This is a genomic window from Kocuria coralli (genome assembly GCF_008831305.1).
Taxonomy (GTDB): Bacteria; Actinomycetota; Actinomycetes; order Actinomycetales; family Micrococcaceae; genus Kocuria; species Kocuria coralli.
Genome location: NZ_ML708612.1, coordinates 189,958 through 212,886 on the forward strand (window position 1 = coordinate 189,958; position 22,929 = coordinate 212,886).

18 protein-coding genes are annotated in these 22,929 nt (G+C 69.8%); 3 read left to right on the forward strand and 15 right to left on the reverse strand.

Translation table 11 applies throughout. The annotated features are described in order from the left end of the window. Position 1 precedes the first annotated feature (1 nt). The 7 genes from FCK90_RS04095 to rpsD form a co-directional block, all read right to left on the reverse strand. Positions 2–913, reverse strand: coding sequence for a shikimate dehydrogenase (locus tag FCK90_RS04095; RefSeq protein WP_246179969.1), 912 nt, complete (start codon positions 911–913; stop codon positions 2–4). Beyond that, complete coding sequence (gene mltG, locus FCK90_RS04100) at positions 910–2,079, reverse strand: endolytic transglycosylase MltG (RefSeq protein ID WP_158033019.1); 1,170 nt, start codon at positions 2,077–2,079, stop codon at positions 910–912. Before mltG ends, FCK90_RS04095 begins: the two co-directional genes overlap by 4 nt. Next, positions 2,076–2,657 carry a Holliday junction resolvase RuvX gene (gene ruvX / locus FCK90_RS04105; protein ID WP_246179970.1) on the reverse strand — a complete coding sequence of 194 codons (582 nt, stop codon included), beginning with the start codon at positions 2,655–2,657 and terminating at the stop codon, positions 2,076–2,078. Before ruvX ends, mltG begins: the two co-directional genes overlap by 4 nt. Next, a complete protein-coding gene (gene alaS / locus FCK90_RS04110; protein ID WP_158033020.1) occupies positions 2,650–5,346 on the reverse strand; it encodes an alanine--tRNA ligase in 2,697 nt (898 codons plus the stop codon). The genes ruvX and alaS overlap by 8 nt, the downstream gene beginning before the upstream one ends. A gap of 80 nt (positions 5,347–5,426) precedes the next feature. After that, positions 5,427–5,825, reverse strand: coding sequence for a hypothetical protein (locus FCK90_RS04115; RefSeq protein WP_158033021.1), 399 nt, complete (start codon positions 5,823–5,825; stop codon positions 5,427–5,429). Beyond that, positions 5,822–6,622, reverse strand: a complete 801-nt coding sequence (locus tag FCK90_RS15930) for a DUF948 domain-containing protein (protein WP_158033022.1) — start codon at positions 6,620–6,622, stop codon at positions 5,822–5,824. The genes FCK90_RS04115 and FCK90_RS15930 overlap by 4 nt, the downstream gene beginning before the upstream one ends. A gap of 266 nt (positions 6,623–6,888) precedes the next feature. Beyond that, complete coding sequence (gene rpsD, locus FCK90_RS04125; protein ID WP_158033023.1) at positions 6,889–7,524, reverse strand: 30S ribosomal protein S4; 636 nt, start codon at positions 7,522–7,524, stop codon at positions 6,889–6,891. A 487-nt stretch (positions 7,525–8,011) separates the two neighbouring features. On the opposite strand from rpsD, the gene FCK90_RS04130 reads away from it, so the two are divergent. Next, positions 8,012–8,890 (forward strand): hypothetical protein, encoded by an 879-nt coding sequence (locus tag FCK90_RS04130; protein ID WP_158033024.1) that lies wholly within the window; start codon positions 8,012–8,014, stop codon positions 8,888–8,890. 100 nt (positions 8,891–8,990) lie between these two features. On the opposite strand, the gene glpK is transcribed toward FCK90_RS04130, so the two are convergent. The 3 genes from glpK to FCK90_RS04145 form a co-directional block, all read right to left on the reverse strand. Beyond that, the gene (gene glpK / locus FCK90_RS04135) at positions 8,991–10,490 is read right to left on the reverse strand and encodes a glycerol kinase GlpK (protein ID WP_246179983.1); all 1,500 of its coding nucleotides are present in this window, start codon (positions 10,488–10,490) and stop codon (positions 8,991–8,993) included. 234 nt (positions 10,491–10,724) lie between these two features. After that, positions 10,725–11,465, reverse strand: a complete 741-nt coding sequence (locus FCK90_RS04140; RefSeq protein ID WP_158033072.1) for an MIP/aquaporin family protein — start codon at positions 11,463–11,465, stop codon at positions 10,725–10,727. Between the two features lie 120 nt (positions 11,466–11,585). Then, complete coding sequence (locus FCK90_RS04145; RefSeq protein ID WP_425481682.1) at positions 11,586–13,325, reverse strand: glycerol-3-phosphate dehydrogenase/oxidase; 1,740 nt, start codon at positions 13,323–13,325, stop codon at positions 11,586–11,588. Positions 13,326–13,499: 174 nt separating this feature from the next. On the opposite strand from FCK90_RS04145, the gene FCK90_RS04150 reads away from it, so the two are divergent. Continuing rightward, complete coding sequence (locus tag FCK90_RS04150) at positions 13,500–14,483, forward strand: sugar-binding transcriptional regulator (protein WP_158033026.1); 984 nt, start codon at positions 13,500–13,502, stop codon at positions 14,481–14,483. Here FCK90_RS04150 and FCK90_RS04155 read toward each other — a convergent pair. The 3 genes from FCK90_RS04155 to dtd all read right to left on the reverse strand — a co-directional run bounded on the left by FCK90_RS04155 (position 14,462) and on the right by dtd (position 18,387). Then, entirely contained in the window at positions 14,462–16,234 is a 1,773-nt protein-coding gene (locus FCK90_RS04155; RefSeq protein ID WP_246179971.1) for a glycerol-3-phosphate dehydrogenase/oxidase, read from the reverse strand. The genes FCK90_RS04150 and FCK90_RS04155 overlap by 22 nt on opposite strands. A gap of 88 nt (positions 16,235–16,322) precedes the next feature. After that, positions 16,323–17,795, reverse strand: coding sequence for a replication-associated recombination protein A (locus FCK90_RS04160; protein WP_425481683.1), 1,473 nt, complete (start codon positions 17,793–17,795; stop codon positions 16,323–16,325). Positions 17,796–17,892: 97 nt separating this feature from the next. Further along, complete coding sequence (gene dtd / locus FCK90_RS04165) at positions 17,893–18,387, reverse strand: D-aminoacyl-tRNA deacylase (RefSeq protein ID WP_158033028.1); 495 nt, start codon at positions 18,385–18,387, stop codon at positions 17,893–17,895. Between the two features lie 89 nt (positions 18,388–18,476). Here dtd and FCK90_RS04170 point away from each other — a divergent pair, with 89 nt between their 5' ends. Continuing rightward, entirely contained in the window at positions 18,477–19,145 is a 669-nt protein-coding gene (locus tag FCK90_RS04170; protein WP_158033029.1) for a hypothetical protein, read from the forward strand. Positions 19,146–19,202: 57 nt separating this feature from the next. Here FCK90_RS04170 and aspS read toward each other — a convergent pair whose 3' ends face one another. Both aspS and hisS read right to left on the reverse strand, forming a co-directional pair. Beyond that, positions 19,203–21,014 carry an aspartate--tRNA ligase gene (aspS, locus tag FCK90_RS04175; RefSeq protein WP_158033030.1) on the reverse strand — a complete coding sequence of 604 codons (1,812 nt, stop codon included), beginning with the start codon at positions 21,012–21,014 and terminating at the stop codon, positions 19,203–19,205. 251 nt (positions 21,015–21,265) lie between these two features. After that, complete coding sequence (hisS, locus tag FCK90_RS04180) at positions 21,266–22,621, reverse strand: histidine--tRNA ligase (protein ID WP_158033031.1); 1,356 nt, start codon at positions 22,619–22,621, stop codon at positions 21,266–21,268. Between the last annotated feature and the right edge of the window lie 308 nt (positions 22,622–22,929).

Sequence of the window (22,929 nt, forward strand, 5' to 3'; positions counted from 1 at the left end):
TTTATCCTCCCGCGGACAGGTCAGGACGTCCCACGGCCGCGCACATGGCCGCGATGACCTCCCGCCTCCGCGGCAGCTCCGTCTCCAGGCCCAGACCGGTGAACAACCGGATCTGGTCGATCGCCTGGAAGACGAGCATATCTATTCCGGGGGCCACCGCGCCGCCCGCACGGGTCCAGGCGCGGGCGATCGCCGACGGCCACGGATCGTAGGCGGCGTCCAGCAGCACGCCCGTCGTCCTCCGGCCGCGTCCCGCCGCGAACGCCGCCGCGAGCTCGTCGCATCCGTGCGGTGGAAGGGTCGCCACGACGACGTCGTAACCCGCCAGGTGCTCGGCCGCCTCCTCCCACGGACGCAGGCGAACGGGGATGCCGAGGTGCTCGGCCGCCGTCGTCGTGCGGTGCGCTCGCGTTTCGGACCTGACCCACGCATCGATCTCCGCGGCCCCGAGTCCCTGCAGCGCGGCCACGGCGGCGGTGGCCGTCCCGCCGCCGCCCAGGATGGCTGCTCGCGGGCTCTCCGGGATCTCGCCCGCGGCGCGCACCGCCCCGATGATCCCGGAGACGTCGGTGTTGTGCCCCAGGATCTCGCCGTCCCCGCGGTGCACCAGGGTGTTGACCACCCCCACCGCGGTGGCGAGGTCCGAGAGCTCGTCGGCGATCTCGGCGGCCTCCGATTTCAGGGGCATCGTGACCGACAGTCCCCGCCAGGCAGGGTCCTCGCGCAGCCTCAGGACATGGGGCACCAGCTCGGTCTCCTCGAGATCCGTCGCCGTGTAGTCCAGGTCCAGTCCGAGCACCCGGTAGGCGGCGTGGTGCAGGTCCGGGGAGCGGGAATGCCCGATGGGATGACCCACCACGCCGGCGTACCCCGCGGCGGCCATGCGGTCGGGTGCGGATGCGGCCATCGTCATTCGCAACGACCCTCGTTGTCGGAGCACCACTGCTGGTACTCCTCGACGTTCTTCTCGTGATCGGCGTAGTTCGTGGCGAACTTGGTCTCGCCGGTGTCCAGGTTGACCGTCACCCAGTAGTAGTAGTCGTTCTCGGCGGGGTTGGCCGTCGCGTCGATCGAGGCGTCACCGGGCGAGCCGATGGGCCCGGCGGGCAGCCCCGGATGGGCGAAGGTGTTGTACTCGTTGGAGGCGTCGTTGCGTTCCTCGTCCGAGAAGTCGTAGGAGCGCCGCCCCAGCCCGTAGGTCACGGAGGCGTCCGACTGGATGAAGCCGTTGGTCTCGTTGTCGGGCTCGTCGATGCGGTTGAAGATCGCCCCGGCCACGTCCGCGTAGTCGTCGGGCACGCCCTCGAACTCCACGATCGAAGCCACGGTCAGCACCCGGAAGGCGTCCTCCTCCGGAACGTCGTTGCGCTCGAGGGTCTCCTTGGTGCGGTCCACCATCTCCTGCAGGATCTCGTCCGCCGAGGCGCCCACCGGGAACCGGTACTCGCCCGGATGCAGGTAGCCCTCGATCGTGGGGAACTCGTCCGGGACCCCGAAACGTCCCGGGTCCTCCGCCGCGCTCTCGAACTCCTCCACGGGGATCCCCGTGGACTCGGAGAGGATCTCGAAGGTGTCGTCCATGCGCAGGGTGTTGGCCACGGCGGCGTAGTGGGCGGGATCGCCCTCGTCCATGAGCACGCGGACAGCGGCCTCGGAGCTCATCTGACGGCGCAGCTCGTAGTCGCCCGGCTGCACGAAGTCGCCCTCGTGCTGCTCGTTGAAGGTCTCGACGAACCGGGTCGAGTTGGCGACGATGTCCTCGTTGACCAGGGCCGTGCCGATCTGGTCGATGGTCGCGCCGTCCTCGATGGTGAAGTTCACGGCCTCGTTTCCCTCACCGCGGTAGTCCTGGCGCTCGAACCAGCCCAGGTTCCCGCCCACCACGGACAGGGTGAAGACCGCCGCGACGGTGAACAGGGCGATAGCGCCGACCAGGGAGAGGTTGTGCCGCTTCTTGAGCCGTTCGAGGTCGGCTTCGGAACGCTCTTCGACCTTGAAGGCCCCCGAGAGCCCCCGCGTGCCGCGCCGGCGCGTCGACGACGGGCCGCTCTCGTCGGGGCCGTTCTGTTGATCGCTCACGTGAGGTCTCCCTCCGGATTGGTCGACGAGGCGGAGTCGTCGATGGTCAGGTCAGTATGCGTGCGGTCCGTCGGCCGGCCGTCGCCGTTCGCTCCCCCGGCGCGGCGAGCACCGTCCAGCGCGGACTCGAGGATGGTCACGGCCGCCTGCTGGTCCACCTTGTCCTTGTGCTCGCGGCGGGAGACGCCGGCCTCCAGCAGCAGGCGGTGGGACTGGACGCTGGTCCAGCGCTCATCCACCATGCGGATGGGGACCTCACGGCCCTTGGCCTCGAGGCGCCTGGCCAGTCGACGTGCCCAGTCCAGGGCTGCACGCGTGGAATCGGTGTACTCGCCCGACATCGCCAGCGGCAGGCCCACGGCCACCTCCACCACCTCGTGCTCTGAGACCAGGTTGGCGGCGATCTTCACGTCGAAGTGCTTCTTCAGGTCGCGCTGCAGCGTGGTCAGCGGCGTGGCCAGGATCGCGTCGGGGTCGGTGAGGGCCACGCCGACCCGAACCTGCCCGACGTCGATCCCCATGCGCCGTCCCCGCACGCCCAGGTCCAGTGGCTGCGGTGACGACATCGGCTCAGGCATCGGCGCTCCCGGTCAGCGCGGACAGCTGGCCCACGATGGCGGTGAGGGCCTCCCCCGTCTTGGACGCGTCCTGCCCTCCGCCCTGTGCCAGGTCGTCCTTGCCGCCGCCGCCGCCGCCGAGCGCCCCGGCCGCGGTGCGCACCAGCGCACCGGCCTTGGCGCCCGCTGCCCGGGCGGACTCCGTGGTGGCCGCCAGTACCAGGGGTCGGCCGTGCGCGGTCGCGACGACGGCGACCACGGCGGAGCGGTCCTGCATGCGTCCCCGCAGGTCCAGGGCCAGGGCCCGGAGGTCGTCCGCACCCGAGACCTCCCCCATGTCGTGGGTCAGGACCTCGAGCCCTCCGAGGTCCTGGACCTCATCGAGCAGGGAGCCGGCCTGGGCGACGAGCTTCTCCCGGCGCAGCGTGGCCAGTTCCTTCTCGGCGGAGCGCAGCTTCTCCAGGGTCTCGTTGAGCCGGGCCGGGAGGTCGGTGGAGCGCTGGACCTTCATGATCTCGGTCAGCTGGTTGACCAGCGTCCGTTCGGTGGCCAGGTGCTCGAAGGAGTTCAGCCCGACCAGCGCCTCGACACGCCGGTTGCCCGAGCCCACCGAGCCCTCCGAGACCAGCGAGAGGGAGCCGATCTGGGCGGTGTCGTTCACGTGGGTGCCGCCGCACAGCTCGCGCGACCAGGGGCCGTTGAGCTCGACCACGCGCACGACGTCGCCGTACTTCTCGCCGAAGAGGCTCATGGCACCCATGGCCTTGGCCTCGGCCAGGGGCATCTCGCGGGTGAAGACCTCGTGGTCGTCGTGGATGACGGAGTTCGCCAGGCCCTCGACCTCCTGCCTCTGCGAGTCGGTCAGGCCCTCGCCCCACGCGAAGTCGAAGCGCAGGTAGCCCTCCTTGTTGAAGGAGCCGCGCTGGACCGCCTCGGGGCCCAGGACGTCGTGCAGGGCGGCGTGGACGATATGCGTTCCGGTGTGCGCCATCTCGGCGTCGCGGCGACGGCGCACGTCGATCGACGCCACGGCCTCTGCGCCCGCGGCGACCTCGCCGGAGGCGACCGTGGCCTTGTGCACCGACAGCCCCTTGACCGGCTGCTGGACGTCGGAGACCTTCAGCACGAATCCGTGCCCGGTGATGGTCCCCGTGTCGGCCGCCTGGCCGCCCGCCTCGGCGTAGAACGGCGTGGAGTCCAGGACCACCTCGACGGCCTCGCCCTCGGAGACGGCCGGCACGGTCACGCCGTCGACCAGCAGGGCGCGGATCGTCGTGGCCGTCGCCGTCTCGTCGTAGCCGGTGAACACGGAATCGCGCTGCTCCTGCAGCGCGCGCAGCACCGACAGGTCGGCGTAGGCGCCCTTCTTGGCCCTGGCGTCCGCCCGGGCCCGGTCGCGCTGCTCGTTCATCAAGGCGCGGAACGCGGGCTCGTCGACCTGCACGCCGGCTTCGGCGGCCATCTCCAGGGTGAGGTCGATGGGGAAGCCGTAGGTGTCGTGCAGTGCGAAGGCGTCCGCGCCGGTCACCGCGCTGCCCTGCGCCCTGGCCTCGGAGACGGCCTCGTCCAGCCGGGAGGTGCCCGACTCGATGGTCTTGAGGAAGGCGCGCTCCTCGGCGTAGGCGATCCGCGAGATGCGCTCGAAGTCGTCCACGACCACGGGGAAGTCCGCGCCCATGGCGTCGCGGGAGGCCGGCAGGAGCACGTTCAGGCACGGCTCGACCACCCCCAGCAGGCGCATCGCCCGGATGGCCCGGCGCAGCAGCCGCCGGAGGATGTAGCCGCGGCCCTCGTTGCCCGGCGTCACGCCGTCGGCGATGAGCATCATCGACGAGCGGACGTGATCGGCGATCACGCGCATGCGCACGTCGTCGTCGTAGCCCTCGTCCTCGGGATGCTCGGAGCCGCGGTAGGCCCGGCCCGAGAGCTCGGCGGCAGCGTCGAGCACGGGACGCACCTGGTCGGTCTCGTAGAAGTTCTCTACGCCCTGCAGCAGCATGGCCATGCGCTCCACGCCCATGCCCGTATCGATGTTCTTGCGCGGCAGCTCGCCCAGGATCTCGTAGTTCTTCCCGGAGCCCTCACCCCGCTGATACTGCATGAAGACCAGGTTCCAGATCTCGATGTAGCGGTCGTCGTCGACCGCGGGACCGCCTTCGCTCCCGTACCGGGGGCCGCGGTCGTAGAAGATCTCCGAGTCGGGGCCGGCAGGGCCCGGCTGCCCGGCGTCCCAGTAGTTCTCGTCCTTCGACATGCGCTGGATGCGCCCCTCGGGCACCCCGACGGTGTCGCGCCACAGGGCGTAGGCCTCCTCGTCCTCCTCGTAGACGGTCACCCACAGCCGCTCCGGATCCAGCCCGTAGCCGCCGTCCTCCTGCGCGGTGGTCAGCAGCTCCCAGGCCATCGGGATGGCCCTCTCCTTGAAGTAGTCGCCGAAGGAGAAGTTGCCCGCCATCTGGAAGAACGTGCCGTGCCGGGCGGTCTTGCCGACCTCCTCGATGTCCTTGGTGCGGATGCACTTCTGCACGGAGGTCGCCCGCGGCCACGGCGCCTGCTCCTGGCCCAGGAAGTAGGGGATGAAGGGGACCATCCCGGCGATCGTGAACATCGACCCGGGCTGGGTGGACACCAGCGAGGCGGACGGGACGACCGAATGACCCTGCTTCTGGAAATAGTTCAGCCAGCGCTCGGTGATCTCGTGGGTCAGCATGTGTTGGTCTGGATCCTTTGTTGTCGTGTTCTGATCAGAAGTCTGGTGCTCGTCCGGGCGCTCCCGGGCGATTTTCCGGTTCAGCCGGGATCGACGACGTCGTCGTGTCCCCTGCCGGGACCGCCCCGGCCGGCGGCGTTTCCGTCGTCACCGAGGCCCGCGATGCCGGGGCTGCGCGGTCGCAGCTGCTGAGGAGGCGCCAGCCCCAGCTGGTCGCGCAGTTCGCCCTCGCGCTGGTCCATCGCCGTCTTGACGTCCTGGGCGATGCGCAGCACCCGTGTGGCCAGGCGGTTCTCCCCCGGGACATCGCGCCCCGGCGCGCGTCCTTCGACCTCGGTCCGGCCACCCTGGGCGGTGGCGCCCCGCTGCGTCAATTCACCGACGACGCGTTGTCCTTGCTCCGACCCGGCCCACCGTGCGGCCAGGGCGCCCGCGGCGGCACCGGCCGCCAGGAGCGCAAGACGCCCCCACGTGCTCATCGGCTCTCCTCTCCCCCGGCCTGCCGGTTCGTCTCGGGGTGCCCCGCTGCCGCAGGGCCGTGATCGTCCGCGCCGTCCTCGTGGGCGGCGAACTCGGCGTCGATCACATCGTCATTCCCGTGACCGCGGGAATCACCCGGTTCATTATGTCCTTCGAACCTTGCGGCGGGAGAGGCTGCGGGCTCGGAATCCTCTGAATCCGTCCCGGATCCCGTGGTGCGCGGGCCTGCGTCGGGGTTGGTATCAACGGAACCGGCCTCGTCATCCCATTCGGTGCCCACCCACCATTTCGTGGGAGCGGCCTCCTCGGGATGCTCCCGGGTGTGGGGCTGCGAGGTGTGCTGCTGCGGGGCGGGCTCCTGCCTCGTGCCGCCGGCCGTGGCCTCCGCCTGCGCCGCCTGACGGGCCGCCGCCGCTCTCATGCGGCGGGTCTCCTCCCGGCGGACTCTGGCGGCCTCTGGGCTGAAGGCCCGGCGCACCCCGGAGGAGAATGCGGCCACCTTGATGATCGGCTGGCCGACCGTCGAGGCGACCAGGGAGGTCATGGCCGAGACGTTGGCCGAGGCGTCCGAGACGTTGTCCGTGATGCCGTCGACCTTCTCCAGCTGGGAGTTCGTCGTGGCCACGGTGCGCACGACCTCGTCGATGAGCGGCTCGGTCTCATCGTTGAGGTCGCGGATCCATACGCGCAGTTCGTCGAACACCCGGCCGAGCTTGATGATGGGCACGGCCAACAGGGCTACCAGGACGGCGAACACTCCCGCTGCGATGAGTCCAGCGATATCTCCTCCGGTCATGAGATGCGTGGGCTCCTGTGGTGGGTCGGGTACCCGCCGGTGTGCGGATCCGGCGGTGCGGTGGGGCCCGCTCCGTCATGACCTGGGCGGAATCCGCCTCCCCATGACGCTCACGGGCACGATGCTGCGAACCTACTGTAACCAATGGGTCACGATGCCCCTGACAGCGACGAGGGCGCGTGCCTCTCAAACACAGAACCCCCGCACCGATATGGGGCGGGGGTCCTGCGGTGCAGCGAACGGAGACCGCCGCCGCGAACCTGGAATCAGGCCATCCGAGCGTAGTACTCGACCACGAGCTGCTCCTCGCAGGTCACGGGGACCTCGGAGCGCTCGGGCAGGCGCGTGTAGGTGGCCTGCAGCTTGTCGATCTCGACGTTCAGGTAGGCCGGGGTCTTCGGCAGGACGTCCTGGTGCGCGCCGGTGGCGGCGACCTGGAACGGAACCATCTTCTCGGACTTCTCGTGAACGTGGATCATCTGGCCGGGCTTGACCAGGAAGGACGGACGGTCCACCCGCTTGCCGTTGACCAGGATGTGACGGTGCACGACCAGCTGACGAGCCTGGGCCATGGTGCGGGCGAATCCAGCACGCAGGACCAGGGCGTCCAGACGCGACTCGAGCAGCTGGACCAGGTTCTCACCGGTCTGGCCCTCGCGGCGCTTGGCCTCGACGTAGGCGCGGTGCATCTGCTTCTCGCGGATGTTGTACTGCGCGCGCAGACGCTGCTTCTCGAGCAGGCGCACCTTGTAGTCGGAGTCGGCCTTGCGGCGGGCACGGCCGTGCTCACCGGGGCCGTACGGACGGCGCTCGAAGTACTTCTCGGCCTTCGGAGTCAGGGCGATTCCGAGAGCACGGGACTTGCGCACCTGACGGCGCGAACGCAATGCGTTGTTGGACACGAGGTCCCCTTTCATGCGGTGACGCCCTGTGCTCAGCACACGGAGGTGCTCGGCATGGGCGTCGTGATCTGCTCGGTCCGGCCTCCGTCGTGGATCTGTCCACGCGGAGAGGTGGGGATCAGCCGCAATCCCGCAGAGCTACAGGGCCTCTCAGGCGTCCCGGCGCGTGTGGTTGAAGCACGCGATCCCGGGGAGACATGGAGGGCCTTGCCGGCCGACCGATCAACTGTACCAGGCGGCGCCCTCCCACCCCAGCCTTTCGCCGAGTGTCCGATTGCGTGCCGAAAATCACCAAGAAACGGTATGCAATCGGACACTCGGCCAAAGGGGGCGGGGGCTGCCTGTGGATAGCGGCCCGCCGTAGAACTGGGCGGCTTAGCCTCCGGGCATGGAACTGCCGTTTCTCCCGCCACGCTCACCGAGACCTCTCGTCGCAACGACGGCGCAGTGGGCGCGAAGCACGCGTTCCCTGGAGCGCGACCCTCGCATGCACAACCTGGTCCGAGGGATCTGGGCGCAGTGGCCGGAGGATATGGAGCACCCCGCCCTCACCCCGTGGGAGATCGCAGCTGTGCTCCAGCCTCTGTGGGGGCCGACCGCGGCAGTCTCCGGGACCTGTGCGGCGTCGATCCTGCAGATCCCCCTGATGACCGGGCTGCACTGGGTGGACGAGCTACTCGGCGAGCCGGCCATCTACGGGGCGCCTCCCGCCTGCCCGCAGCTGCGAACCCGCGAGGTACCCCGGAGCCGGGAGCGGGACCGGACCCAGGTGCATGTGCATCGCGGCTTCGGGCTGGCGCCCCAACGTGGCCCATGGGGCTGTGCCGTGACGGGACCGCTTGAAACCGTCCTCCAACTGCAGCCCTGGATTCACGGGTGGCGGACGACGGCGGCGGTCGATCACATCCTGTCCAAGAACCTGGGACCCGACGGTACCTCCATGCCTTTGCCGTCGGAAGCCTTCCTGCAAGCCGTCAAGGCCTTGCCGCGGGGAACTCGCGGCAAGGCCCGCCTGGCCATGGCCGCATCACGGTGTGCGGCGAACACCTGGTCCCCCATGGAGACGGTGCTGCGCCTGGCCGTCGAGTCTTTCGGCGTCCACGCCCCCGAGCCCAATCACTGCGTGCACCTGCCTTCGGGCCGGACCGTGTACCTGGACTTGGCCTGGCCTCATCTGCGCAAGGCCCTGGAGTACAACGGCGCGGTGCACTTCCAGGATCGGACGACGTACGGCGACGAGATGCACCGGTTCAACGCGCTGCGTTCAGCCGGATGGGAGATCTATTTCGTGGTGGCCGAGGACCTGAAGGACCGTCAGCGCCGTCGTGCCCTGCGGCGCTGGCTCGCCACGCACGTAGGCCCCTGAGCAGAACTCCGCCGAGTGTCCGATTGCGTACCGCAGAACGCGGATTCTCGGTATGCAATCGGACACTCGGCGGAGTGGGTGGGGAGGAGGGAGGGTGGGGTCAGTCGACGTCCTCGTCCACCCAGTCGAAGGTCTTGGTCACGGCCTTCTTCCAGTTGCGGAAGTACTTCGCCGTGGTCTCCGGATCCTCCTGGGGCTCCCAGCGGGTGTCCTCGGCCCAGTTGGCGGATACATCCGCGGTACCGGACCAGAAGCCCACCGCGATGCCGGCCGCGTAGGCGGCGCCCAGCGCCGTGGTCTCCGTGACCTTGGGCCGGATCACCGGGATGTCGAGCTGGTCGGCCTGGAACTGCATCAGCAGCTCGTTGGCCGTCATGCCGCCGTCGACCTTGAGTTCCTGCATGTCCACGCCGGCGTCCTTGTTCATGGCCTCGACGACCTCCCGGGACTGGTAGGCGGTGGCCTCCAGTGCCGCCCGGGCGATGTGGGACTTGTTGACGTAGCGGGTCAGACCGACGAGCGCGCCGCGGGCGTCGTCGCGCCAGTACGGTGCGAACAGACCGGAGAACGCGGGCACGAAATACGCTCCGCCGTTGTCCTCGACCTCACGGGCCAGGGCCTCCACGTCGGAGGCGCTCGAGACCAGCCCCAGGTTGTCGCGCAGCCACTGGATCAGGGAGCCCGTGACGGCGATCGAGCCCTCGAGCGCGTACACGGGGGCCGCGTCGCCGAGCTTGTAGCAGACCGTGGACAGCAGGCCGTGCTTGGAGTGCACCACCTTGTCGCCCACGTTCATCAGCACGAACGAGCCGGTGCCGTAGGTGTTCTTGCCCATCCCCGGCTCGAAGCAGGCCTGACCGAACATGGCCGCCTGCTGGTCGCCGAGGATGCCCGCGATGGGAACGTCGCGCAGGAATCCGGCCTGACGGCCCACCCCGTAGACCTCCGAGGAGGACCTGATCTCCGGGAGCATGGACAGCGGCACGCCCATGTCCTCGGCGATCTCCGCGTTCCAGTCAAGCGTCTCCAGGTTCATGAGCAGGGTGCGCGAGGCGTTGGTGACGTCCGTGACGTGCACCCCGCCGTTCGTGCCTCCGGTCATGTTCCAGATCAGCCAGGAGTCGGTGTTGCCGAAGAGCAGGTCGCCGTTCTCCGCCTTCTCCCGGGCGCCCTCGACGTTTTCGAGGATCCAGGTGATCTTGGGTCCGGAGAAGTAGCTGGCCAGCGGCAGTCCCACGCGATCCTTGTACTTGTCCGCGCCCTCATCGCCGCCGAGCCGCTCGGCGAGCTTGGCGGTGCGGGTGTCCTGCCACACGATGGCGTTGTACACGGGCTTGCCCGTGGTCTTATCCCAGACCACGGCCGTCTCGCGCTGGTTGGTGATGCCGACGGCGGCCAGATCGCCGGCCGTCAGCTCGGCCACTGCCAGGGCGTCGGCGACGACCTTGCGGACGTTGCGCCAGATCTCCTGGGGATCGTGCTCGACCCACCCCGCCTTGGGGAAGATCTGCTCGTGCTCGAGCTGTCCCGTGCTCACGATCTCGCCGGCGTGGTTGAAGATGATCGCCCGCGAGCTGGTGGTGCCCTGGTCGATGGCCATGACGTACTGCTGGGTCCCCGGGTCGTCGGCCTTGTGCTCCAGGTTGGTGTCTGTGGTCGCTTCGGTATTCATGGATGACTCCTCACATCGTTGTGGCGGGTCTGCGCTGTAGCGAAGGTGCCGTATCGGCTGTATCGGTAATGGATCGGTTGTGTGGATCAGTGGTGGTTCGAGGCGGCCGGATTCCGGCCGCAGTGGTTCGCCGCACCGGATGCAACCGGCGTGGCCTCCCGGTCAGAAGGTTCCCGCTCCGAAGGCCTGGAACAGACCGCCCGCGATCAGGCCGCCGATGAGGGGACCGGCCACGGGGATCCAGGCGTAGCCCCAGTCGCTGCCGCCCTTGCCGCGGATCGGCAGGATGGCGTGGGCGATACGGGGCCCGAGGTCACGGGCCGGGTTGATCGCGTAGCCCGTGGGTCCGCCGAGGCTGGCACCGATGCCCACGACCAGCAGGGCCACGGCCAGCGGGCCCAAACCCGAGGGTGTGCCGCCGAACATGAGGATCACGAACACCAGCACGAAGGTCGCGATCACCTCGGTGATCAGGTTCCAGGGGACGGAGCGGATCTCCGGGCCGGTCGAGAACGTGCCGAGCTTCGCGGCGGGATCCAGCTGCTCGTCGTAGTGCTGCTTGTAGGCCAGCCAGCAGACGACGGCGCCCAGGAAGGCACCCAGCAGCTCCGCGCCGAAGTACACCAGCGTCGAGACGCCGGTGACCGCCACGCCCGGCGCGTACTCCGCGGCACCGGAGGACCAGATCCCGACGGTCACGGCGGGGTTCAGGTGCGCTCCCGACTGCCACGCCACGTAGACGCCGGCGAAGACCGCAAGCCCCCAGCCGAAGTTGATCATCAGCCACCCGCCACCGTTGCCCTTGGTCTTGGACAGCAGCTGGTTGGCCACCACGCCCACACCGAGCAGGGTCAGCAGCCCCGTTCCCAGGACCTCGGACCAGAACACGGTGCCCAGTGGCACCACATCGGCTGCTGTCTGCATCGGCAGCAGCGCTGACAACGTAGTCATCGGAAGACTCCCTTTCCTAGATGCGTTTCTTTGATGCGTTTCTTACGTGCCCTTACGGAGATCCCGTGCGGGTCAGTCGTGGTGCGAACGGTTGCCCAGCGACGGCGCCGCGGCCCGCGCAGCCGCTGCGGCGGCGTCGTCCGCGGTTCCGGCTGCCGCATCCTCTGCAGCGCAGCGGGCACGGTAGGCCTGGACCTCGGAGGCCCTGCGGTTCGCGTCCCAGCCGAGCTCGGCGGCCGCCAGGTCGGCGACCTCCTCGACCGCGGCCAGCCCGTGGTCCGGGTGGTCGTAGGTCATCCGGGTCCGGGTGTCGAAGATGTCCTCGAGGTGCAGGGCACCCTCGTTGCGGCACGCCTGGACGATTTCGGCCCGCAGGTACTCGGGCGCGCCCTCCAGAGCGGAGGCCAGGTCCGGCTGCTCCGCCACCAGCGCCTCGATCTCGTCGATGGCCGATCCGTACCGGTTGAGCAGGTGCTCCACCATGGCCTCGGTCCACCCGTGGGCCCGGGCGATCCGGCCCTTCTGCCGGGTCAGCGCGAGGTAGCCGTCGGCCCCGTGCAGCGGGGTGCGGTCGGTGACCGAGGGCACCTGTTCGGCGCGGTCCTTGCCCAGTGCGAAGTCCACGGCGTCCTCGGCCATGATCCGGTAGGTGGTCAGCTTGCCGCCGGCGATGGAGATCAGCCCAGGGGTCACCTCCGCGACCGTGTGCTCGCGCGAGACCTTGGTCGAGGCCGTCTCCGTCCCGTCCTTGACGCCGGGCTGCAGCAGCGGACGCAGGCCGGCGAAGACGCCGATGACATCGGAACGGGTCAGGGGGTCGTCGAGGACCACGTTGGCGTGTTCGATGACGTAGTCGATATCGGCGCCGGTGGCGACCGGGGCCGATATGTCCTGCTCGTACGGGGTATCCGTGGTGCCGATGATCCAGTAGTGGTCCCAGGGGATCACGAACAGCACGGACTTCTCGGTCTGCAGGATCAGCCCCACCTCGCCCTGGATGCGCTCGCGCGGCACGACGATGTGGATCCCCTTCGAGGCCAGGACTCTCAGGCCTCCGTCCGTGGTGGCCAGATCCTGGGTCCGTTCGGTCCAGACGCCGGTGGCCCCGATGACGCGGCGGGCCCTGATCGTATGCTCCTGACCCGACTCCAGATCCAGTACCCGAGCCCCGGCCACGGCGCCGTCGTCGTCCTTGATCAGGTCCGTGACCTGGGTGCGGGAGGCGGCCAGGGCGCCGAAGCCGACGGCGGTCCGGACGACGGTGAGCACCAGGCGGGCGTCGTCCACCTTGCCGTCCCAGTACTTGACCGCACCCACCATGCTTCCCGGCTTGATCGCCGGGAAGGCCTTCCGCACACCCGAGGTGCTCAGGTGCCGGTGGAAGGGCATGGACGCCACCTTGGAGCCGAGGTGGGCCAGGGTGTCGTACAGACCGATTCCGGCGGTCACGTAGGGCCGCTGCCAGACCCGGTGGAGGATCGGGTACAGGAACGGAACGGGCTTCACGAGGTGCGGGGCCAGCGTGTAGAGGAGGCGCTCGCGCTCCCCCAGCGCCTCGGTCACCAGCTTGAAGTCGAGGGCCTGCAGGTAGCGCAGTCCGCCGTGGACCAGCTTCGAGGACCACCGCGACGTGCCGCCGGCCCAGTCCTGCGCCTCCACGATCCCGGTCCGCAGCCCCCGGGTCGCGGCATCCAGGGCGATTCCCGCACCGGTGATGCCGCCGCCGATCACCAGGACGTCGAGCTCGGGCCCTTCGGCCATCTCCTGCAGTGCCGCTTGCCGCGACTCGGTGTTCAATACGGTGCTACTCACGGACCGACCTCACTCACACGGATACGTGCGTCTCATGGCGCTTCGGATACGAACGGGGCGATGATGCACTAGATGTGTTCCAGGTCGCATCATCGCGGTATGCGGTTAACCTTGCCGTCCGATGCACGTATGCTCAAGCTATCTGCACGAACGTGCAGAACGAGGAGGTGAGTCGTGCACGACGATTCAGCGCTCTATCAGGCGGCCGAACTGTATTTCGTCCAGGGAATGACCATGGGCGCCGTGGCCGAACGTTTCGACGTCTCGCGCTCCACGGTCTCGCGAATGCTCGCCGAGGCCAAGGAGCGGGGCATCGTGACGATGACCTTGCGGATGCCGGACAATCGCTCCGACCGCCTCTCCCGGCGGATCCACGACCTCTTCGGCGTCACCGCCCACATCGCGGGCACCCGGCGCGGGGCGCGCTCCGCCCAGCGCCTGGAGGCGGTCTCCCGCTACGCCGCCAACCTGCTGACGGAATGGGTGACCGACGGGTGCATCGTCGGCGTCGCCTGGGGCACCACCACCTCCACGGTGGCCTCCCACCTGCGCCACAAGGACGTCCAGGACGTGACCGTGGTGCAGCTCAACGGGGCCGCCGGCCCGCACTCCACCGGCGTGGGCACCTCCACCCCGGTGCTCTCCACCATGGCCCGGGCCTTCAACGCGGAGCTCTACCCGTTCCCCACGCCTGCGTTCTTCGACCTCGAGCAGACCCGCTCCCTGCTGTGGCAGGAGTCCTCCGTGCGGCGGATCCTGGCGATGCGCGTCGCGGCGCAGATGGCAGTCTTCAGCGTGGGCGCCTTCCGCGGCCCCGTGCTCTCCCAGGTCTACCTGGAGGGCCACCTCAGCGACGCCGCGCTACGCAACCTGAACGAGAACCGGGTGGTGGGCGACATGTGCACCGTGTTCATCCGGGAGGACGGCAGTTACGCCGACATCGACCTCAACCGCAAGGCCTCCGGCCCCACTCCCTCGGAGCTGGCGCGCATCCCCCGCCGGATGTGCGTGGTCGCCGGATACCACAAGGTGCGCGGCATCCTGGGGGCGCTGCGGTCAGGAGCCGTCACCGACCTGGTGATCGACGACCTGACGGCCGGTGAGGTCATCGATCACCTGGAGAACGGGGGCCGCCCTCACTCCGGAGCGCGCGCCTGATCCGGTCCGTGCAGTTCGGGGACCACCCCGGCAGCGGACTCACGGGCGGTCTCCGCGGATTCGTCGTCCTCGGCTCGTGCCGCCCGGTCCTCGGCCTCGCTGCGGGCCTGGTAGGCGGCCAGTTCGAAGGTCATCCGCTCGCGGTCCCAGCCGAGTTCCGCGGCGGCGATCTCCGCGATGCCCTCGGCGGCCGCCAGACCGTGCTGCGGGGCGCTGTAGGTCAGCCGGGTCCGGGTGTCCATGAGGTCCTCCAGATGCATCGGCGCCTCGTACCGGCAGGCGTGGACGATCTCCGCCCGGACGTGCTGCGGGGCCCCTGGCAGCGGTTCGGCGGTGGCGGGGTCCTCCTCCATGATGGCGAGCACCTCGTCGTAGGCGCTGCCGTAGCGTCCCAGGAGGTCCCGGGTGCGCTGCTCGTCCCATTGGTCTCCGGCGACGGCGGCGATCTGCCGGGTGATCGCGCCGACACGGGCCTGCACGCCCGGCCAGCCGTCCGCCCCGTGCAGGAGGATCCGGTCGGTGACGGAGGGGCGGTCCGGGGCGGCGTCGCCGAGGGCGAGGTCCACGGCGTCCTCGGCCATGATCCGGTAGGTGGTGAGCTTGCCGCCGGCGATGGTGATCAGCCCGGGCACCGGCTCCATGACCGTGTGCTCGCGGGAGACCTTGGTGGAGACGGCCTCGCCGCCGTCCTTGGCCACGGGCTGCAGCAGGGGCCGCAGGCCCGCGTAGACGCCCACGATGTCCTCGCGCGTGAGGGGATCCCGCAGCACGGTATTGGCGTGCTCCAGGACGTAGTCGATATCGGCTCCCGAGGCCGCCGGGGTCGCCGGGTTCCCCGAATACGGGGTGTCGGTGGTTCCGATGATCCAGTGGTGCTCCCACGGGATCACGAACAGCACGGATTTCTCGGTCTGCAGGATCAGCCCGACGTCGCCGTCGATCCGGTCGCGGTCCACCACGATGTGGATGCCCTTGGAGGCCATGACCTGAAGCCCCGCCTCGGCGCCGGCCAGCTCCTGGAGGTGCTCGGTCCAGACCCCGGTCGCGGAGATGACGTGCCTGGCCTTGACGGGGAAGCGGCGGCCGGTCTCCTTGTCCTCGATCAAGGCGCCCACGACCACGTTGCCGTCCTGGAACTCGTCCTCCTCGGTCAGTAGTTCCACGACCTCCGCCCGGTTGGCGGCCAGGGCGCCTTGGCCCACGGCGGTGCGCAGCAGGGTGAGCACCAGGCGGGCATCGTCGACCCGCGCGTCCCAGTACTTGAACGCCCCGATCGAGGCATCCTCGCGGAGGGCGGGGAAGACCTCGCCGACCTCCTCGGCGGTCAGGTGCTCGCGGCGCGGCAGCGACGAGGCCTTGGACCCCCATTGCGCCAGGGTGTCGTAGAGGCCGATGCCGGTCCCGACGTAGGGCCGCTCCCACTTGTGCGTCAGGGGGTAGAGGAACGGCACTGCGCTCACCAGGTGCGGGGCCAGGTGGAACAGGAGCCGCTCCCGCTCCCCCAGCGCCTCGGCCACGAGCTTCACATCGAGCTGCTGGAGGTAGCGCAGGCCGCCGTGCACCAGTTTCGACGACCAGCGCGAGGTCGCACCCGCCCAGTCCTGGGCATCGACGACGCCGGTGCGCAGCCCGCGGGTCGCGGCGTCCAGAGCGATGCCCGCCCCCGTCACTCCCCCGCCGACGACCAGGACGTCGAGCGGTTCGCCGTGCTCCATCTCCTCGAGAGCGGCGTCACGGGTTGCGGCGTTCATGGCGGTACGGGGCAGACGCGGGGACATGATGGCCCTTTCAGATCGGGGGAGGTCATCCGACGCTACTCCCTCAGCAGGCTTCCGGTAACTAGTGTTCGCCCCTGATGATCCTGCGCAACCGGTCCACCCGGGCCGCCAGGTCGCGGTCGTTGCCGTAGCCCGTGGGCCGGTAGTAGTCGCGGCCCACCAGCTCGTCGGGCGGATACTGCTGACGGGCGACGGCGTTGGGGGCGTCGTGCGCGTAGACATAGCCCTTGCCGTGCCCCAGCTGGTCGGCGCCCTTGTAGTGGGAGTCGCGCAGGTGCATGGGGACGGGGCCTGCTTTGCCCGCGCGTACGTCGGCGATGGCTTCGTCGAGGGCCAGGTAGGAGGCGTTGGACTTGGGGGCGGTGGCCAGCAGCGCAGTGGCCTGGGCCAGCGGGATACGCCCCTCGGGCATGCCGATGAGCTGCACCGCCTGGGCTGCGGCCACCGCGGTCTGCAGCGCCGAGGGGTCGGCCGTTCCGATGTCCTCGGAGGCCGAGATGATCAGGCGCCGGGCGATGAACCGGGGGTCCTCGCCGGCTTCGATCATCCGGGCCAGGTAGTGCAGGGCGGCGTCGACATCCGAGCCGCGGATGGACTTGATGAACGCCGAGATGACGTCGTAGTGCTGATCGCCGTCGCGGTCGTATCGCAGCACCGCCCGGTCCATGGCCTCCGTGGTGTGCTCGACCGTGACCACGGGGGCCTGCTCGGGCGCAGCGGCATCGTCCGGCTCGGTCGCAGCGGATGACGGATCGCCGGAGGCCCCCTCGGCTGCCTCCGACAGTGCCACGGCCGCGGCCGCCTCCAGGCCGGTCAGCGCCTTGCGGGCGTCTCCCCCGCACAGCTCCAGCAGATGCGCCCGGGCAGCGGGGTCCAGCCGTACCTCGCCGTTGAGCCCGCGGGGATCGACGACGGCGCGGTCGATCAGCGCCCCGATGTCCTCCGTCTCCAGGGGCTTCAGGGTCAGCAGCAGCGAGCGGGAGAGCAACGGGGCGATCACGGAGAACGATGGGTTCTCGGTGGTGGCCGCCACCAGGACCACCCAGCGGTTCTCCACCCCGGGCAGGAGGGCGTCCTGCTGGGCCTTGGTGAACCGGTGGATCTCGTCCAGGAACAGGACCGTGGTACGGCCGTGGAGATCCCTGTCGGTGAGCGCCTGGTCCATGACCCGCCGCACGTCCTTGACGCCCGCGGTGATGGCGGACAGTTCCACGAACTTCCGGTGCGGCCCCCGCGCGATGACGTGCGCGATCGTGGTCTTCCCCGTACCCGGAGGCCCCCACAGCATGATCGAGCTGGGGCCCGCCGGCCCGCGGTCGGCGCCGGCGAGCACGTGCAGCGGCGAGCCCGGCTTGAGCAGATGGCGCTGGCCGACCACCTCGTCCAGGGTCCTGGGCCGCATCCGGACCGCCAGGGGCGCCGTGGCCCGTGCCGATGTCGTGACACGGGCCGCCGATGGCACCGGCGCATCCCCCACCGAGGATCGCTCGTCCGGGCGATCGTCCGGGTCCAGGTCGAAAAGTGAACTGCTCACCGTCCCAGGCTATCGGCCCGCGCAGACAGCGGGATCCCGCTCCGCTCCCGGGGACGGCCGCCGCGCACCTGGCCGGTCCGTGGCCACGGGAAAAACGCTACCCCTTGCGGGGCCGGCTCAGCTCGTCGGAGTCCAGGACGATCGTGACCGGACCGTCGTTGACCAGGCTCACCCGCATATCCGCCCCGAACCGCCCCGTGGGCACCTCGATGCCCAGCTCCCGTAGTCGCCGGACGTACGCCTCGACCAGCGGCTCCGAGACCTCTCCCGGTGCCGCCCGGGACCACGAGGGCCGCCGGCCGCGTCTGCAGTCCGCGTACAGGGTGAACTGGCTGACGGCCAGAACGGGCGCACCGGCGTCGAGGCACGAGAGCTCGCCACGGACCGTGCCGTCGGCCTCGGTGATCTCCAGCAGACGCAGACCCGCCGTCTTGTCCGCGAGCAGCCGGGCGGTGGCCTCGTCGTCACCGTGGGTCACCCCCACGAACGCGACCAGGCCGGGCCCCGTGAACTCTCCGGTCACTTCCCGCCGGCCGTCGGCGTCGGGCGCCGTGACCGACGCCCCTTGCACTCTCTGCAGAACGATTCGCACCCCCGAAGTCCATCACGATTCCTCCCGGGAGGGCTTCATGCCATGCCGCCGATTCCCCGCGACCAGGGAGGACGCCATACCATCCCCCTATGACGCCCCCCGCAACGCGCCCCAGAACCAGCAGTGCCCCCGCCACGGACCCGGCCGCGCCCACGGGTGCATCCTCCAGCCCGATGTCGAGGGCGATCGCGGCCGTCATGTCACCGGCGGTCCTGGCCGGGGCGGTCCTGATGATCGCCGGCTGGGTCGACAGCCGCGGATGGGGACTGCTGTGGGCGGCCGTGACCGCGGCAGTCCTGCTGGGCCTGCCCATGGCCGTGCTGATCTACCTGTCCCACCGCGGCGTGGTCGACTCGCGCTACGTCCGCAGACGCGAGCACCGGTTCCCCGTCTACGGCTCGGTGAGCGTTCTCATCGTGGCCATGCTGGCCCTGCACTACTTCCTGGGCCCGACGCTCGGCATACCCCTCTCCGTGACGCTCACCGCGATGTTCCTGCTCCTGGGCGTCGTAATCCTCATGGCGATCACCCTGGTGTGGAAGGTCTCCGCGCACACGGCTATGGCCGCCACCTTCGCGGTCGCCGTGCCCATGCTGCTGGGCGGCTGGCTCATCGCGGTCACCTGGATCGTGCCCGTGGCGGTGGCGTGGTCGCGGGTACGCACCCGCGACCACACCTACTGGCAGGCCGTGGTCGGCATCTGGATCGGCCTGCTCATCGGGGGCTTCTACGGCCTGATGTGGCACCTGTGGGTATAAGAACCGCCCGTTGACAGCGAGGCTGTCGACGGGCGGTTCGGCCGTGATCGGCGCGGGTCAGGCCTGCGCGCCGCCGTCCTCGGCCCTCTCCTTCTCGGCCTTCTCCTTCGCGGGCTCCGGTTTGGTGTCGACGCCGGCCTCCTTGCGCTGCTGCGCGGTGATCGGCGCCGGGGCCGAGGTCAAGGGATCGAACCCGCCACCGGTCTTGGGGAAGGCGATGACCTCGCGGATCGAATCGGTACCGGCCAGCATGGACACCAGGCGGTCCCAGCCCAGGGCGATCCCCCCGTGGGGCGGGGCACCGTAGGCGAAGGCCTCGAGCAGGAAGCCGAACTTCTCCTGGGCCTCCTCCTCGGACAGGCCCATGACCTTGAAGACCCGGTCCTGGATGTCCCGCTGGTGGATGCGGATCGACCCGCCGCCGAGCTCCACGCCGTTGCAGACGATGTCGTAGGCGTAGGCCAGCGCCGAGCCGGGGTCGGTGTCGAAGGTCTCCAGGTACTCCGGCTTGGGCGAGGTGAAGGCGTGGTGCACCGCGGTCCAGGCGCCAGAGCCCACGGCGACGTCGCCCGAGGCGGTCGCGTCCGCGGCCGGTTCGAACAAGGGGGCGTCGACGACCCATACGAAGGCCCAGTCCCCCTCCTCGATCAGGCCGGTGCGGTGACCGATCTCCACGCGGGCCGCGCCGAGAAGGGCACGTGAGGACTTCACCTCGCCGGCGGCGAAGAAGATGCAGTCACCGGGCTCGGCTCCGGTGGCCTCTGCCAGTCCGGCCTTCTCCTCGTCGCTGATGTTCTTGGCCACGGGGCCGGTGAACTCGCCGTCCTCCTTGAGCAGGAGGTAGGCCAGGCCCTTGGCGCCGCGCTGCTTGGCCCATTCCTGCCAGGCGTCCAGGGTGCGGCGGGGCTGGGAAGCGCCGCCGGGCATGACCACGGCACCGACGTACGGCGCCTGGAACACGCGGAACGGGGTGTCCTTGAAGTACTCGGTCAGCTCGGTGAGCTCCAGGCCGAAGCGGAGATCCGGCTTGTCCGAGCCGTAGAGGCGCATCGCCTCGGCGTAGGTCATCCGGCGGATGGGGGTCGGGATCTCGACGTCGATCAGCTGCCACAGCTCGCGGACCAGGGCCTCGCCGAGCTCGATCACGTCGTCCTGCTCGACGAAGGAGGCCTCGATGTCCAGCTGGGTGAACTCGGGCTGACGGTCGGCGCGGAAGTCCTCGTCGCGGTAGCACCGGGCGATCTGGAAGTACTTCTCGAGCCCGCCCACCTGCAGCAGCTGCTTGAACAGCTGCGGCGACTGCGGCAGCGCGTACCAGGATCCCGGCGCCAGGCGGGCCGGCACCAGGAAGTCGCGGGCGCCTTCGGGAGTCGACCGGGTCAGTGTGGGGGTCTCGACCTCGAGATAGCCGCGGTCGTGCAGCAGGTTGCGCGCGACCCTGTTGACCTCGGAGCGCAGCCGCATGATCCGGGCCGGCTCGGGCCGGCGCAGGTCCAGGTAGCGGTACTTCAGGCGGGCCTCCTCCCCGACCTCGACGTGCTCGTCGATCTGGAACGGGAGGGGTGCCGCGGTGTTGAGGACCTTGACCTCATCGGCCATGATCTCGACCGCACCAGAGGCCAGGTTGGGGTTCTCGTTGCCCTCCGGTCGCCGGTCGACCGTGCCGGTGACCTGCAGCACGAACTCGTTGCGCAGGTGATCGAAGTCGTCCTCGTTCCGCACGACCACCTGGGCCACGCCCGAGGCGTCACGCAGGTCCAGGAATGCGACGCCCCCGTGGTCGCGGCGGCGTCCCACCCAGCCTGCCAGGGTGACGGTCTGACCAATGTGCTCGGCGTTCAGATCGCCGAGGCTGTGTGTGCGCAGCACCTATGAGTTCCTTCATGTCGAGTTGATCGTCTTGAACTGATCGTCTTGCACCGATCGTCGGGGGTTGAGCGCCGGGAGCGCCGGGCCGACGCCGGTCGGATGCGCTCCGCAGCCGGATGCTCGTCGTCGATCCCCGGCCGCCGCCTGTTTCGACGCTGTTTCAACGGGCCCGAGTCTACAGATCCGTGCGGCCGGGTCCGGTCCCGCCGTGGCCTCCGCCACGAGGACGGCACCACGGCGTGGAGCGGAGGTCAGTTCCCCGGGGTACCGACCGAGACGGTCAGGTCCTCCTGCGGCGGTGTCCACGTGGCGGGGTCGGCGGGCGCCTGCTCGCCGGAGCGGATGTCCTTGACCTCGTGGACGACGGTCCCGTCCTCGGCGACCGAGGAGAACCAGACGTACGGGATCCCGCGCCTGTCCGCGTACCTGATCTGCTTGCCGAACTTCGCCGCGCTGGCCGAGACCTCGCAGGCGATGCCGCGGGAGCGCAGCTGCGCGGCGACGTCCTGGGCCGCCGACCAGGAGTCCTCGTCCACCAGGGAGATCAGCACGGCGGTGGGCACGGCACGCGAGGGCACGGCCAGCCCCTGGCTCAGGATCCGGGAGACCAGGCGCGTGACGCCGATCGACAGGCCCACCCCCGGGTAGGTCCTCTTCCCGCTGGAGGCCAGCGACTCGTAGCGGCCGCCGGAGCAGATCGAGCCGAGCTTCTCGTGGCCGACCAGGACCGTCTCGTACACGGTGCCGGTGTAGTAGTCCAGGCCGCGGGCGATCGACAGGTCGGCCACCACCGCACCCGGAGCCCGGTGCACGCATTCGGCCATCACCGCGGTCAGCTCCGCCAGTCCCTCGTCCAGCAGCTCGTCCGAGACGCCCAGCGCCCGGACCTGCTCCGCGAAGGAGGTGTCCTCGCTGCGGATGGCCGCCAGCTCGAGAGCCGATCGCGCCTGCTCCGCGGTGGCCCCCACGTTCTCCTGGAGGTTCGCGGCCACGGCGTCCGGGCCGATCTTCTCGAGCTTGTCGATCTCGCGCAGCACGGCGGGCGCGTCGGTCAGCCCGATGCCGCGGTAGAAGCCCTCGGCCAGCTTGCGGTTGTTGACCCTCAGCTTGAAGTCGGGGATCGGCAGCCCGGACAGGGCGTCGATCATCACCAGGGCCAGTTCGACGTCGTAGCGGAACGGCAGCGTCCCGTCGCCCACGACGTCGATGTCCGCCTGGGTGAACTCGCGGGCCCGGCCCTCCTGGGGCCGCTCGCCGCGCCACACCTTCTGGATCTGGTAGCGGCGGAAGGGGAAGGTGAGGTGCCCGGCGTTCTCGACGACGTAGCGGGCGAAGGGCACCGTGAGGTCGAAGTGCAGGGCCAGCCTGCCCTCCTTGGCCGAGGCCGCGGCCTCCTCGTCCTCCTGGAGGCGGGTGACGGCGTAGACCTCCTTGTCGATCTCGCCCTTGCGCAGCAGCTGGTCGACGGTCTCCACGGCCCGGGTCTCGATCGAGGAGAAGCCGTGCAACTCGAAGGTCTTCCGCAACGTGTCCAGCACGTGCAACTCCACGAGCCGCTCCTGCGGAAGCCACTCGGGGAAGCCGGACAGCGAGGTCTTGGAAGCCATGGGGCGGTGTCTCCTCATCGAAGGAAGTCAGCGGGGTCGGCGGGCGGCGCGATCACGGTGCGGACGCGGACGCGCACGGGCCCGGACGAGTACGCAGACCATCCTAGGCCTCGTACTGCCGCTGTCACGGCAGTACCGCGTCCCGACCACCCCGACCGGCCCGGCCTCGACCTGAACCGACCTCCGCGCCGGGCCCCCGCTACCATGGTCCCCGTACAGTGTCGCGGATCGAGCCGCGGCCCCAGGACCAGCTGCCGAACGTGCGCCGGGTGACCGGAGGACGGGTCGGCACGAGTGAAAGAGTTTCA